Source organism: Nitrosospira sp. NRS527, assembly GCF_018406445.1.
Lineage (GTDB): Bacteria > Pseudomonadota > Gammaproteobacteria > Burkholderiales > Nitrosomonadaceae > Nitrosospira > Nitrosospira briensis.
The window spans coordinates 1,083,250-1,096,976 of the sequence record NZ_AP024515.1 but is presented as its reverse complement, the minus strand read 5'-3'; the positions used below and the strand labels follow the sequence as shown (position 1 = coordinate 1,096,976).

Genomic DNA, 13,727 nt, shown 5'->3' with positions numbered 1-13,727 from the left:
TATATCCTTATACAAAACATTCGAGATTGCGCGGCAGGGCGCTGAAATTATATCTTTTTTTTCGCTTCCTCTGCCAGATACAGCCAAGTATCGACCACTGTATCAGGATTCAGCGACAGGCTTTCGATTCCTTCTTCCATCAGCCATCGCGCCAAATCCGGATGATCGGATGGGCCTTGGCCGCATATCCCCACGTATTTATTCGCTCTACGGCATGCTTGAATAGCCATCCGCAGCAGTGCCTTCACCGCCGGGTCACGCTCGTCGAAGGATTCGGCGACGAGGCTGGAATCGCGGTCCAACCCAAGAGTGAGCTGTGTAAGATCATTGGATCCAATGGAAAAACCATCGAAGTACGCCAGGAATTGATCCGCCAGCAGCGCATTGGAGGGAATTTCACACATCATGATGAGCCGCAATCCGTTCTCGCCGCGCTTCAAGCCGTTCTCTTCAAGTAGCTCTATCACTCGCCTGGCTTCAGCCAGCGTCCGCACGAAGGGAACCATGATTTCCAGATTGGTAAGACCCATTTCAATTCGTGCTTTTTTCAATGCCCGGCATTCCAGTTCGAAACAGTCACGAAAATCTGCTGCGACATAGCGCGAAGCGCCGCGAAAGCCCAGCATGGGGTTTTCCTCTGTGGGCTCATACTGTTGCCCACCAATAAGACTGGAATATTCATTGGACTTGAAGTCGGACAGACGGACAATGACGGGTTTGGGAAAAAACGCGGCACCCAGCATGGCGACACCCTCTGTCAACTTCTCCACGTAGAAGCTGACCGGATCGGGGTACCCTGCACTTTGGCTTTCCACTTGCTGTTTCAATTCCCGTGGAAGATCGGGATAATGCAGCACCGCTTTGGGATGTATGCCGATCATGCGGGCAATGATGAACTCCAACCGCGCGAGACCTACGCCATCATTCGGCAACCGCTGAAATCCAAATGCCAGTTCGGGGTTGCCTACATTCATGGTGATCTTGACCGGCGGCTTCGGCATGCTTTTGAGCGCGAGATCGGTCACCTCGATTTCCAGGACACCGCGGTAGATATGGCCGGTGTCGCCCTCCGTGCAAGATACCGTGACCATCTCGTTTTCTGTCAATAAACCGGTTGCGTTACCACAGCCCACCACCGCCGGAATGCCCAACTCACGTGCAATGATGGCGGCATGGCAGGTCCGGCCACCGCGATTGGTCACAATGGCCGAAGCGCGCTTCATAACAGGTTCCCAATCGGGATCGGTCATGTCGGTCACCAGAACGTCACCTTCCCGCACGCGCGACATTTCGCTGGCGTTCAGGATCAGGCGCACCGGTCCACTGCCTATCTTCTGACCGATGGCTCGCCCTGAAGCCAGCACATCCGACTTTCCCTTCAAGCGATAGCGCCGCAGCGTATCCACCCCGGCCAGCGCCTGCACTGTCTCGGGCCGAGCTTGCAATATATAGAGCTTGCCGTCCAGGCCATCCTTGCCCCATTCGATATCCATCGGCCTCTGATAATGCCGCTCGATGACAACCGCGTGACGGGCCAACTCCTCCACCTCCGCATCGGTAATGGAAAACTTCCTGCGCTCGGCCTCTTCCACATCCAGGGTTCCCACCGAACGACCGGTATCCTTGCCTGCTGCGAATTGCATTTTGATGAGCTTGGAGCCGAGGTTGCGCCTTAGAATTGCAGGTTTCCCTTGCGCCAGCGTACGTTTATAAACGTAGAATTCGTCCGGATTCACCGCACCTTGGACCACGGTTTCACCGAGTCCATAGGAGGCTGTGATGAAAACCACCTCATCAAAACCGGATTCGGTATCCAGCGTGAACATCACGCCGGCGGCGCCGATGTCGCTGCGAACCATCCGCTGTACGCCGACGGATAGCGCCACTTCAGAATGAATAAAACCCTTGTGCACGCGATAAGAAATAGCACGGTCATTGTAGAGTGACGCAAACACGTCCTTGACCGCCTTCAGCAAATTGTCCAATCCATGTATATTAAGAAAGGTTTCCTGCTGTCCCGCAAATGAAGCGTCTGCCAAATCCTCGGCGGTTGCGGAGGAACGCACTGCGACGGAAATCCCGCTCTCCCCCGCATCGCGCAGCATTTTGTCGTAAGCAACCGAAATTTCTTTTTCCAGACGCGGCGGTATCGGCGTGTCGACAATCCAGCCGCGAACCTGCGCGCCAGCCGTTGCCAGCGCCTTGATATCTCCGGTATCAAGCGCCGAGAGCCTCTTTTCGATACGCTGCGTCAGCCCGCCTTGATCCAGAAAATCGCGATAGGCATCAGCGGTCGTTGCAAAACCACCGGGAACCCGGACGCCTGCCTCTGCCAGTTGGCTGATCATTTCTCCCAGGGACGCATTCTTTCCCCCGACGCTGCTCACATCGGTCATGCGCAACTCATCAAACCATAACACGTATCGTGAATCGTTCAATTTCTGCTCCTGTTCCAGTGGTCAGAATTGCGTGAATCGCGCCGGGATAACGGTTGTGTTATACGCTAAAAAGCGATATTTTGACCAGTCGAAATTATTGTTATCGATGAACCGGTGATAAATGTCAACCCTAACGAGGCCACCCCAGCGAACCGCGTTTTTCCTCTCGGACCGAACGGGTATTTCTGTCGAAACGCTGGGGCATAGTCTTCTCAGGCAGTTCGAAAATGTGCCGTTTGAGGAAATTGCCCTACCCTATCTTGATACCCCGGAAAAAGTCGCGGCTGCTGCCGGGCAAATCAGTGCGCGGGCTAACGCTGATGGGGTGCGCCCGCTGGTATTTAGTACTTTCGTAAATCCGGAATTCCGGCTCATTCTTGGCGCTGTCAACGCGCTGCATCTGGATTGCTTCAGTATTTTTATCAGCCGGATGGAGGCTGAGCTTGACGTACGTTCGTCGCATGTCGTGGGCCTTTCCCATCGGGTCGATAGCGCCGTCGATCACCTCCCGCGCATCGAGGCAATAAAATATACCCTTGAGCACGACGATGGCCTTTCCCGGAAGAATTGGCGCAAAGCGGATATTACCCTGATAGGTGTTTCCCGTACCGGCAAAACCCCCACCTGCCTCTACCTCGCGCTGCAATATGGTATTTTTGCCGCCAACTATCCGCTCATCCCCGAGGACTTCAATCGCTTGGGGTTGCCAGCCCAGCTCAAGGATATTCGCCACAAACTGTACGGCTTCACCATCGATCCCGCCCGGCTGCACCGCATACGTAGCGAGCGCAAACCCGACAGCGAATACGCCTCTCTCAAGAACTGCCAATATGAAGTACGCGAAGCAGAAACGCTGATGCGAAGGGAAGGAATTTCCTACCTTGACGCAACCAGCAAGTCCATCGAAGAACTCGCAACCGCGATATTGCATCAGGCAAAACTGGAGCGGAAGATTTATTGAGGAATACTTTTGAACAAATTCCGTGATCTGTGACAGCCGGGCAACGTGCAGGGCAATTTTCGCGCCGTCGAAGATATCTAAAGTACTTGGCCGTGGATCTGGCTTTTCTGCGCCGAATCCACGGAACTCGCATCTATGCTCCTACAATTTCAATAGATGAGGCAAGAGGGAATGAAGTGAAGAACAAGAGAATGTTGGTTGCATTGCTGTCTGTTGCAGTTACGGCAGCAGCGGCAGTTGCACAATAAATGAAGCCCCTTTATTAATCCCTGCACTTTCTGCCCGGACCATTCCACCATGGAGTTCCACCAACTGTTTGACGATAGCAAGGCCTAAGCCGAGTCCTTTGTGCTGTCGCGCAAGTGAAGTTTCAGCCTGCAGGAAGCGCTCAAACACATAGGGCAGAAAGTCGGCTGATATTCCCAGACCCGAGTCATCGATTCTGATTTCGAAAAATGAGTCCGACTGCTTCATACCAATTTCTATTCTACCGCCTGTAGGCGTGAATTTTATTGCGTTGGAAAGAAGGTTCCAGAAAACCTGCTGCATCCTGTTAGCGTCACCAGATATCCACCCGGCTTCCCGATCAGTCGTTTCTTGCAGAATAATTCTTTTGGTTTCCGCGGTTGGCCTCATTGATTCAACCGTTGCGCCCACCAGACCGACTATATCCAGTTGCTGCATGTCAAGTCGTACTTTGCCGGAAATCATACTGCTCATTTCGAGAAGATCTTCAATGAGTTTGTTTTGGGCACGAGCGCTACGCTCGATGGCTTGCATGCCTTTACGAACATCGTCTTGCTCTAGCTTTCCCCCCAGGATGAGTTGAGACCACCCCAGGATGACACTCAAGGGAGTTTTGAGTTCATGGGAGATCATCGCAAGAAACTCGTCCTTCAGCTGACTAGCTCGCTCAGCCTCAATTCCAGAGATGACCAGTTGTGCGTTCGCTTCCCGCACAAAAACCAGATGACCATCAGACGCTTCCCGTTCCGTATTCGCCGTACAAATTATCTGCTCGCGCGAGCCGGCAGCATCTTCGCGTAGATGGACGGCATCTTCACGAAATTGCACTGTGTCTTCTCGCAGCGTAACCAATTTCTCACGGTTCTGAATAGGTTCCCCATCGTTCACGATAATGCTTTTCTCACATGTAAGGCTCTGTTGCAAAAAGAGAGTAAACCGGAACTGTGTCCTCAATCTGATTGATTAAGCGCTGTCGATACCAAATTGTCTTTCAATGAGGCTTCCCACGGAAATGACGTCATTTTAAATCTGACCATTGACGATCTACGCTGAAAAACACAATAGTGCGCTACCCTTTTTATTTTTTGCAACAGAGCCCTTTTTATCGCCTGGAACCATGAACTTGTTAAAGCTGTCATCATGCTGGTTAAGTGTAACAGACTGTATTTGAAAAACGGCTCGACCTGCATTAAAGCCGCCCACATGCAAAATGCAATCACTATCGATAAACTATTATTTATGGATAAACAAAATCAAATTTATCGCTCTTCGTGCCCAATCAGTTGTGAGCTGGATGTCTTGGGCGACAAATGGACCTTGCTCTTCCTGCGTGACATCATTTTCATGCGCATGCGATATTTCCGGGAATTCCTGATATCGCCGGAGAAAATGGCTTCCAATACACTTTCTGATCGACCGAGAAAACTGGAGGCTGCTGGTATGGTTCTACGGCAACCTGATCCCGATAACGGCTGCAGAATAATCTACGCTGTTACCGAAAAAGGACTGGACCTGATACCTGCAATTCTGGAGTTGTTACGCTGGGGTGCCAAGCATGAGGTAGAGAATACCAGGCATGACGAGTTGGTCAGTTCGACTTGAATCCCCACAAATTTGTTGCTGAAACACGCTCGTCTCCTAAAGAGTGGGTCTGAGCGAATAGAAATATCGTGTGCCCGGATAAGCTTACGCAACGATTACTTGATGGTGTTTGCACTCTATTTGATTTTTTAGTCAGGGAAATTTAGCTGAGTTTTTAGTAGCTCACCCTAAACGTCGGACCATCCTCCGGCCGAGCCTTGCGGTGATCATGGATCCGCGTCGTTGCAATATTCGCACGCCCCAGCCACTCCTGCACCTTGGCAATGTCCGCCTGACGATCCAGCACATGGGTGGCCACAGTCGCGTGCCTGAAGTCCTTGACCAGGAGCTTGCATGGCGCTTCACGCCGCAGGGCGTGAGCCAGTTACTCCTATTCTTCCGTCATGACGATATTTTGCCAACAGCGACTTGACGTCCCCATCTTCCGACACCTCGTTTGCCGATACCTTCAGTGCGCGATCATCCGGGTACAAATCGGAAATTGCAACGATCGACATGGCTGCCAGTTCCCATTCTTTCCTCGCAAACTCGTTGTCGCTATCTCTGAAATCTACATTGGCATATACCGATCTCGGCCTGTCCGCTCTCAGGCTCATCTGATAGAGAACATATCCGATAATAAACAGGATAATGCCGGCAGCGAACAATTCCCTGAGAAAATATACGATGCCCAGGACAAACGATGTCAGGTATAAAATCACGCTGTTACGCTGCTTCTTCCATGATGTGGCGGGATAGGCGAATGCCATCCAGTATTTCACGATATAAGCGGTTAGATCCGCCGCATTGTCCCACTTGTCAGCAAGAATCTTCGTTATCGCCGAGGTCGGTATCTCGGGCCTGGTGATCAACGCCTGCGGCGCCACGATAATTGCATAAAGCGTCGGCAGGATAGCGCCCCAATAAACAGCATATATCTGATTCAGCGAAAATGAAGCAAAAATTGCGATGGCATTGATGAGAAGTATCATCAATCCTCCCTCTCCCAGGTAGCCAAACTTGTATTCAACCTAAATCCGGTAGTTGGACGGGGTGAAGTGTACGGTTTTTGGGGTGCAGGGCAAGGCGCAACGACGCGGAATGGTCGTTCCATTCCAAGAAGTTGCAACGCAGCCATGTGCCGCAAAAACCGTACACTTCACCCCGTAGCGCCCTCACCCGAAAGGTGAGCGTCAAATAATATAAAATATTGTTATTAATCATAACACTAATCAATCAAATGAGCGGTCAACTACCGGATTTAGGTTTAACTCGTTCCCACTCGCAGACAACCTATGTCGACCAACCTGATCTGATCAGCATGACCAGTTCCAGTCGCGGATCTCGGGCATATCCTCACCATACTGCCTGATATACCACTCGTGCTCGATCAACTTATCCCGCATCAATTGCTTCAGATAAGCGCCCTTATAACCCAGAGCCGGTACGCGGTCGACCACGTCCATTACCAGATGAAAGCGGTCCAGGTCATTGAGCACGGTCATGTCAAACGGAGTCGTCGTTGTACCCTCCTCCTTGTAACCCCGAACGTGCAGATTTTCATGGTTGGTCCGGCGGTACGTCAAGCGGTGAATGAGCCACGGGTAGCCGTGGTAAGCAAAAATTATGGGCTTGCAGGTAGTGAACAGCGTGTCGAAATCGCGGCCAGACAGGCCATGCGGGTGCTCCTCTTTCGGCTGTAGCGTCATCAGGTCCACTACATTTATCACCCGTATCCTCAGCTCAGGAACGTGATGGCGCAGCAGGTCGACCGCTGCAAGGGTTTCCAGGGTGGGGACATCGCCGGCACAGGCCAGCACCACATCCGGCTCGCCATCCTGATCGTTGCTTGCCCAGGCCCAGATACCGATGCCGGCGGTACTGTGCGTGATTGCCGCGTCCATATCCAGCCACTGTAGCGCAGGTTGCTTCCCCGCCACGACAACGTTGATATAATTGCGCGAGCACAGGCATTTATCGGTTATGACCAGCAGCGTGTTGGCGTCCGGCGGAAGATAGACGCGGATGATATCCGCTTTCTTGTTTACCACGTGGTCGATGAACCCGGGGTCCTGATGCGAAAAACCGTTGTGATCCTGGCGCCATACATGCGATGTCAGAAGGTAATTAAGCGAGGCGATTGGCCTGCGCCAGGGGATCTGCTTGGTGACCTTGAGCCATTTGGCATGCTGATTGAACATGGAATCAATGATGTGAATGAATGCTTCATAGCATGAAAACAAGCCGTGCCGGCCAGTCAGCAGATAACCTTCGAGCCAGCCCTGGCATGTATGCTCGGAGAGAATTTCCATCACGCGCCCATCCGGAGAAAGATGCTCATCTTCCGGCAGGATTCGCGCCACCCAGGTTCGAGCCGTTACCTCAAACAACGCGCCAAGGCGATTTGAACTGGTTTCGTCCGGGCCCATCACGCGAAAGTTGCGGCTGTCCAGGTTGAGTTTCATGACATCGCGTAAAAATTTTCCCATCTCCCGCGTGGCTTCGCCTACTACGGACCCTGGCGTGGGTACAGCAATGGCGTAATCGCGAAAATCCGGTATTTCCAGGTCTTTCAGCAGTTGGCCACCGTTGGCATGGGGATTTGCGCCCATTCGCCGCTCGCCCTGCGGCGCCAGCGCTGCCAACTCCGATACTAATGTCCCCTTTTCATCGAATAACTCTTCCGGCTTGTAGCTTTTCATCCAGTCTTCGAGCAGCTTCAGATGCCACGGCTTTGAACCGATCTCCGCAAACGGCACCTGGTGCGAGCGCCAGAAATCCTCGACTTTCTTGCCGTCAACTTCTTCCGGGCCGGTCCACCCCTTGGGGCTGCGCAAAATAATCATCGGCCAGCGGGGGTATGTCGTTACGCCGTTGCTACGCGCTTCCTGCTGAATTGCCCTGATCTTGCCGATCACGACATCCAGCGTAGCCGCCATCGTCTGATGCATGAGTTCCGGATCGGACCCCTCGATGAAATGAGGCTCATAACCATAGCCTGCGAATAGTTTCTCCAACTCTTCGTGGCTGATGCGCGCGAGCAGCGTGGGGCCTGCAATTTTATAGCCATTAAGGTGCAGGACCGGCAGCACCGCGCCATCATGGGCCGGATTCAGAAATTTGTTGGAGTGCCAAGCGGCGGCAAGCGGTCCGGTTTCAGCTTCGCCATCCCCCACCATGCACGCCACGATCAGATCCGGGTTGTCGAAAGCCGCCCCAAAGGCATGCGACAGCGAGTAACCCAGTTCCCCGCCTTCATTAATCGAGCCCGGCGTTTCCGGCGCCACATGGCTGGGAATGCCGCCGGGAAACGAGAATTGCTTGAATAGCCGTTGCATGCCTTTGGCATCGCGGGAAATACGGGGATAGAATTCGCTGTAGCTGCCCTCGAGCCACGTATTTGCGACCATGGCCGGTCCGCCGTGGCCAGGCCCGGCTATATAGAACATATTCAGGTCATATTTTTTTATGACACGGTTCAGATGTACATAAATAAAATTAAGACCGGGTGTCGTGCCCCAATGGCCAAGTAATCGGGGCTTGATATGCTCAAGCGCGAGCGGCGCCTTGAGTAAAGGGTTGTCCAGCAGATAGATTTGTCCGACGGAGAGATAATTCGCCGCGCGCCAGTATGCGTTCATCTTGCGCAGATCATCTGCTGAGAGCGGCTTATTTTCAGGTGTGCTTATCGGCTGGGTCTCGCTCATGGTTTTCTCCTGTAATCGTTAATTCGCTCCGGGTTTCATTAAAACCTCCGCTTCGCGCGCCAGGATAACCGCCTCATTTACGGGTGTAACCCAGACCTCAATCCGGCTGCAAGGGCTGCTGATGCAAGACATTCCACCGGCACCGTAGTTTTTTTGGGTATCGACTTCAATTCCGCACCAACCCATGCCGGTCAAAATCTTTTCTCTCACTTCCGGCACGTTCTCGCCCACGCCACCTCCAAAAACGATGGCTTCGGCGCCGCCCAATACCGCAAGATAAGCGCCCACATATTTACGTGCCCGGTAACAGTATAAATCCACCGCCAGCCGCGCAAGCTCATCCGGAGATCGTAGCAACTCACGTATATCGGCGCTGATCCCGGAAATACCCAACAGGCCCGAGCGCGCATTGAGCAGTTGGTCCAGTTGCTGCGGCGTCAGGCTTTCCTGACGCTGGAGAAATGTGGTGAGCCCTGGATCTATATCGCCTGAGCGCGTCGCCATCACGAGCCCCTCCAAGGGTGAAAATCCCATTGAAGTATCTTGCGGCAATCCGTCATCAGTCGCCGTGATCGAACAACCGGCCCCGAGTTGCATCGAAATTATTCTCGCACTTCGCAAAGAACCCGGTTGAAGTGCCCGCCAGCTTTGCCACATTGATTTATGCGCCAGCCCATGAAAGCCATACCTGCGCAATCCATGCTTTTCAGCAAGCTCATGCGGAATAGCATAAGCTCGCGCAGTTTCCGGCAGAGCCGTAAAAAACGCGGTATCAAACACCGCGACCTGGGCAATATCCTTTAACACCTCGCGGGTTGCGCGTATCCACCGCAGCGCGACAGGGTTGTGAAGTGGCGCCAGCAGCGCCAATCGCTCGATCTCCTGCTCGACTTTCCTGTCGATCAGGCATGGCGCGGTAAGATTCATACCGCCGTGAACCACTCGATGCGCCGCCACGGTGATTCCTCCGAGCGCATGCCTCTGCATGAATTCTTTCAGTACGCTAGATGGTTCACCGGCGGAAAGATCATGACGTATGGTCGCCACCTCCGTGAATGTATCGCCATCGCGAACGAAGACCGCCAGGCGAACTGATGAACTGCCAGTATTAACGGTCAGTATGGTTGTGGTCATGGGCTCAAAAACGTATCGCCAGTCGCGAGCCTTGGGAACGACCGAGACTGGACATCAGGCAACTTGATTCTCTGATTAAACCCGATTGTGCATGGGAGTCTGTACGCCAGATTACATATGACTTTCTATTTCGATCCCAGCCATAATCCGCAGTGCTTCGGAACAACTGTTCAGGCTAAGGTGTACATCACTGCCGACAGTGATAAATCCTCGTATCGGAATAGTAAGTAACAAGATCGCACTTACCGCATCGCTAGTGGTCAGAACACTATGCCGACAATCATCGATCGCTCGCTAAAATCAGCCATGTCTTTCAATGCCGTTCCCTTATCCGGGCAGCGACATGACGAGATTGCGATTAACGTTGGCAAACGCTTTCAGACAGGCGTATCCGATGCAATTTATGGAACATCCAGGTGAATCGATAATGCTATACTCTTCCTTTCACCGTCCTCTCAGGAGACCATCATGAAGAAAATATTGACCCTGCTGACTCTGGCCATTTTAAGCTTCGGACTGGCCGCCTTTGATGCCGAAGCAAGGCGCTTTGGCGGCGGCAAGAGCATCGGCAAGCAACGTGAAGCCATCAGCCCGCAAACGCCTCCCAAATCGGCGCAAACACCCCCTGCTGCGTCGGCACCCGCCGCGGCAGGCAATAGATGGATGGGCCCGCTGGCTGGATTGGCTGCGGGAGGATTGCTGGCAGCATTATTCATGGGTGGCGCATTTGAAGGCATCAATATGATGGATGTGTTGATGCTGGCTGCGCTGATGGCTGCGGTTTTCTTCGTCGTGCGCATGATGCGCAAACCGCGGCAGGAACATTCGGCACGACCGATGCAGTATTCGGGCATGGGAGCAGGCCCCGGCAGTAGCGGAACAGCGACGGCGACAGAACACGCATCGGCACCGGGGGAAAGTACGGCAGCACCAGCCCAGGCACAAGCTGTTGCCAGCAAAACTGCGAATATTCCCGCGGACTTCCAGGTCGAACCATTCCTGCGCAATGCAAAAACGTCATTCATCCGCTTGCAAGCAGCCAATGATGCCCGGGACCTGAGCGACATCCGGGAATACACTACGCCGGAAATGTTTGCAGAGATCAGCATGCAGATCTCCGAACGCGGCATTGAACCGCAAAGAACCGAGGTGATGGGTATCAATGCGGAACTGCTTGAGGTAGTTACCGAAAACAACACGGCCATTGCCAGTGTCCGGTTCAACGGGCAACTGCGGGAGTCTTCCAATTCACCGGAAGCGTTTGATGAAATCTGGCACGTGCAGAAGAATATCAAGGACCCTGAATCCGTCTGGCTGTTGGCAGGAATTCAGCAAGTCTCATAGATCCGGCCGCAATGCTGGCATCCGTTGCGATAGGCCCGCTTAACCACTTGTTGCGCGGAGAGAGTTGGGCGCGTAAGCGGTTGCAGCTTCATTCAGGCAGGACGGCACGTTTCCGCCTCCCTCCCTTCCCTGACCTCGCCCTGACCATCCAGGCCAGCGGTGAGGTTTCGGCGGCGGCAAAGGGCGCACTCGATGACGCCACCTTGACGCTTATTCCAGGTTTATTGCCGCGCTTGCTTGCCCATGACGAAGATGCATATCGCGAAGTCAGGATCTCGGGTGATAGCGAGTTTGCGGAAGAAATTCTCCTTATCGGAAAAAACCTGCATTGGGATGTGGAGCAGGATATTAGCGGTGTAACGGGAGATATCCTCGCGCATCGGGTAGTGAGGGCCGGCGAAGGCCTGATGCACTGGCAAGCTGAAACCGCACGTAATTTATGGCAGACGCTGGCGGAATATCTGACAGAAGAGCAGCCATTGCTTGCAAAATCAATGGATATGCACGAGCTTATTCATGAGATAAACACATTACGGAACCGTGCCGCAAGTCTGGAAATGCGCGTGAACGCGTTGGATCGCTAAAAAGTCGGCTTCACGACAAACAAAATTGAGAAGATTACAGACGTACCACCATTCCTGGGCATAAATGCGTTTCTTTCGCCTTCTCAAAATACTCTCGGTAGCATTTCGTTTTGGCCTGGATGAATTTTTTCTGGGCCACGAGCGGCTTCGGTTTCTGCGGCCTGTTGTCAAGGCGGCGACGTTCTGGCGGCAGCTGGATAGGGCGCGAGGCGAGCGCCTGCGCCTTGCGCTGGAAACCCTGGGCCCTATATTCGTCAAGTTCGGCCAGATGCTTTCGACTCGCCGGGATCTTCTGCCGCAGGATATCGCCGATGAACTGGCCAAGCTGCAAGATCAGGTCCCGCCGTTTCCCTCCAGTCTCGCCATCAAGACGCTGGAGCAGATCTATGGAAAACCGGTCACCGAGGTCTTTCTGGTCTTTGACGCAGAACCGGTAGCCAGTGCATCCATCGCACAGGTTCATCTGGCGGTGCTGCATGACGGAACGGAAGTTGCGGTTAAGGTGCTGCGACCGGGCATCGCCCCCATCATCGCGCATGACGTGGCATTGATGGATTCCGGCGCTTTGCTGGTTGAAGCGCTGTGGCTCGACGGCAAGCGGCTTAAGCCACGCGAGGTGGTGACCGAATTTGCCCGGCACCTGGATGACGAGTTGGACCTCATGCGCGAGGCATCGAACTGCAGTCAGCTGCGGCGTAATTTTCTGGATTCTCCATTGCTGTTAGTGCCCGAAGTTTACTGGGATTATTGCTATTCCGGCGTTATGGTGATGCAGCGCGTAAAAGGCATACCCATCAGCCAGGTGACGAAACTACGCGAGCAGGGAGTCGATATTCCAAGACTTGCCAGAGTCGGCGTGGAAATATTTTTTACTCAGGTATTTCGGGACGGTTATTTCCACGCCGATATGCATCCGGGTAATATCTTTGTTGGTCAGGACGGACGTTACATCGCGGTCGATTTCGGCATAATGGGAACGCTCACCGACGAGGACAAAAATTATCTGGCGCAGAATTTCCTGGCATTTTTTCGGCGCGACTACAAGCGTGTGGCCGAGGCACATGTGGAGGCGGGGTGGGCACCGAAGAATACTCGTGTTGATGATTTCGAAACTGCGATTCGTGCCGTATGCGAACCCATCTTTGACAAGCCGCTGAAGGAAATTTCCTTTGGCCGCGTGCTGCTGCGGCTGTTCCAGACGTCACGCCAGTTTAATGTTGAAATCCAGCCGCAGCTGGTAATGCTGCAAAAAACCCTATTGAATATCGAAGGGCTGGGGCGCGACCTCGACCCCGATCTCGACCTGTGGACGACGGCGAAGCCCTACCTGGAAAACTGGATGGCCGAACAGCTTGGCTGGCGCGGGCTAACCCGGCGGCTGGCCAAGGAAGCATCGAGCTGGGCAGTCATCATGCCGCAGTTTCCACGCTTGCTGCATCAGGTTTTAAATGAAAATCGCACACAGGCGATGGACGAAAAAATAACCGAAATACTCACCGAACAAAAACGCCAAAGCCGCTTGTTCGCTGCTATCGCAGCGATACTGGCAGCATTGCTGCTGTGGCAGACATGGCACTGAAACGCTGGCAGCCTGTCGGACTTGAAGAATCGCAGCGAAAAAGTGACTGGTTGAGGGCAGATTTTGCAGATTTTGAAGACCAATAGTTATTCTATTGGCCGAAAAAGCGGCGAAATATGAACCAGCCAGACGCTTTTTCAGCCGATTTCCTTT

The 13,727-nt window shown here is 53.2% G+C and carries 11 protein-coding genes; 6 read left to right on the top strand and 5 right to left on the bottom strand.

Translation table 11 applies throughout. From position 1 onward, the window contains the following. Positions 1 to 47: 47 nt before the first annotated feature. The gene (ppsA, locus tag KJS40_RS04865; RefSeq protein ID WP_244859766.1) at positions 48 to 2,396 is read right to left on the bottom strand and encodes a phosphoenolpyruvate synthase; all 2,349 of its coding nucleotides are present in this window, start codon (positions 2,394 to 2,396) and stop codon (positions 48 to 50) included. Between the two features lie 163 nt (positions 2,397 to 2,559). Here ppsA and KJS40_RS04860 point away from each other — a divergent pair, with 163 nt between their 5' ends. Further along, positions 2,560 to 3,399: a pyruvate, water dikinase regulatory protein gene (locus KJS40_RS04860; protein ID WP_213539287.1), complete on the top strand. Its 840-nt coding sequence runs from the start codon at positions 2,560 to 2,562 to the stop codon at positions 3,397 to 3,399. Positions 3,400 to 3,618: 219 nt separating this feature from the next. Here KJS40_RS04860 and KJS40_RS04855 read toward each other — a convergent pair whose 3' ends face one another. Further along, on the bottom strand, positions 3,619 to 4,473 hold the full coding sequence (locus tag KJS40_RS04855) for a HAMP domain-containing sensor histidine kinase (protein WP_244859702.1): 855 nt from the start codon (positions 4,471 to 4,473) through the stop codon (positions 3,619 to 3,621). Between the two features lie 411 nt (positions 4,474 to 4,884). Here KJS40_RS04855 and KJS40_RS04850 point away from each other — a divergent pair, with 411 nt between their 5' ends. Beyond that, positions 4,885 to 5,247 (top strand): helix-turn-helix domain-containing protein, encoded by a 363-nt coding sequence (locus KJS40_RS04850; RefSeq protein ID WP_213539286.1) that lies wholly within the window; start codon positions 4,885 to 4,887, stop codon positions 5,245 to 5,247. A 341-nt stretch (positions 5,248 to 5,588) separates the two neighbouring features. Here KJS40_RS04850 and KJS40_RS04845 read toward each other — a convergent pair whose 3' ends face one another. From KJS40_RS04845 to KJS40_RS04835, 3 genes are all read right to left on the bottom strand, one after another. Continuing rightward, positions 5,589 to 6,218 (bottom strand): hypothetical protein, encoded by a 630-nt coding sequence (locus tag KJS40_RS04845; RefSeq protein ID WP_213539285.1) that lies wholly within the window; start codon positions 6,216 to 6,218, stop codon positions 5,589 to 5,591. Between the two features lie 324 nt (positions 6,219 to 6,542). After that, entirely contained in the window at positions 6,543 to 8,933 is a 2,391-nt protein-coding gene (locus KJS40_RS04840; protein ID WP_213539284.1) for a phosphoketolase family protein, read from the bottom strand. Positions 8,934 to 8,951: 18 nt separating this feature from the next. After that, a complete protein-coding gene (locus tag KJS40_RS04835; protein WP_213539283.1) occupies positions 8,952 to 10,067 on the bottom strand; it encodes an acetate/propionate family kinase in 1,116 nt (371 codons plus the stop codon). Positions 10,068 to 10,337: 270 nt separating this feature from the next. Between KJS40_RS04835 and KJS40_RS04830 the strand changes: the two genes are divergently transcribed. From KJS40_RS04830 to ubiB, 4 genes are all read left to right on the top strand, one after another. After that, a complete protein-coding gene (locus KJS40_RS04830; protein WP_213539282.1) occupies positions 10,338 to 10,487 on the top strand; it encodes a hypothetical protein in 150 nt (49 codons plus the stop codon). Between the two features lie 48 nt (positions 10,488 to 10,535). Further along, positions 10,536 to 11,411, top strand: a complete 876-nt coding sequence (locus tag KJS40_RS04825; protein WP_213539281.1) for a TIM44-like domain-containing protein — start codon at positions 10,536 to 10,538, stop codon at positions 11,409 to 11,411. 11 nt (positions 11,412 to 11,422) lie between these two features. Further along, positions 11,423 to 11,995, top strand: a complete 573-nt coding sequence (locus tag KJS40_RS04820) for a ubiquinone biosynthesis protein (RefSeq protein WP_213539280.1) — start codon at positions 11,423 to 11,425, stop codon at positions 11,993 to 11,995. Positions 11,996 to 12,059: 64 nt separating this feature from the next. Continuing rightward, positions 12,060 to 13,574: a ubiquinone biosynthesis regulatory protein kinase UbiB gene (ubiB, locus tag KJS40_RS04815; RefSeq protein ID WP_213539279.1), complete on the top strand. Its 1,515-nt coding sequence runs from the start codon at positions 12,060 to 12,062 to the stop codon at positions 13,572 to 13,574. The last annotated feature ends 153 nt before the right edge of the window (positions 13,575 to 13,727 follow it).

What these genes read in the sequence shown, in the direction of transcription:
- KJS40_RS04830 (WP_213539282.1), top strand. Translation starts at nt 10,338, where the DNA reads ATGCCGACAATCATCGATCGCTCGCTAAAATCAGCCATGTCTTTCAAT.
- ubiB (WP_213539279.1), top strand. Translation starts at nt 12,060, where the DNA reads ATGCGTTTCTTTCGCCTTCTCAAAATACTCTCGGTAGCATTTCGTTTT.
- KJS40_RS04825 (WP_213539281.1), top strand. Translation starts at nt 10,536, where the DNA reads ATGAAGAAAATATTGACCCTGCTGACTCTGGCCATTTTAAGCTTCGGA.
- KJS40_RS04820 (WP_213539280.1), top strand. Translation starts at nt 11,423, where the DNA reads ATGCTGGCATCCGTTGCGATAGGCCCGCTTAACCACTTGTTGCGCGGA.
- KJS40_RS04845 (WP_213539285.1), bottom strand. Translation starts at nt 6,218, where the DNA reads ATGATACTTCTCATCAATGCCATCGCAATTTTTGCTTCATTTTCGCTG.
- KJS40_RS04850 (WP_213539286.1), top strand. Translation starts at nt 4,885, where the DNA reads ATGGATAAACAAAATCAAATTTATCGCTCTTCGTGCCCAATCAGTTGT.
- KJS40_RS04835 (WP_213539283.1), bottom strand. Translation starts at nt 10,067, where the DNA reads ATGACCACAACCATACTGACCGTTAATACTGGCAGTTCATCAGTTCGC.
- KJS40_RS04860 (WP_213539287.1), top strand. Translation starts at nt 2,560, where the DNA reads ATGTCAACCCTAACGAGGCCACCCCAGCGAACCGCGTTTTTCCTCTCG.
- ppsA (WP_244859766.1), bottom strand. Translation starts at nt 2,396, where the DNA reads ATGACCGATGTGAGCAGCGTCGGGGGAAAGAATGCGTCCCTGGGAGAA.
- KJS40_RS04840 (WP_213539284.1), bottom strand. Translation starts at nt 8,933, where the DNA reads ATGAGCGAGACCCAGCCGATAAGCACACCTGAAAATAAGCCGCTCTCA.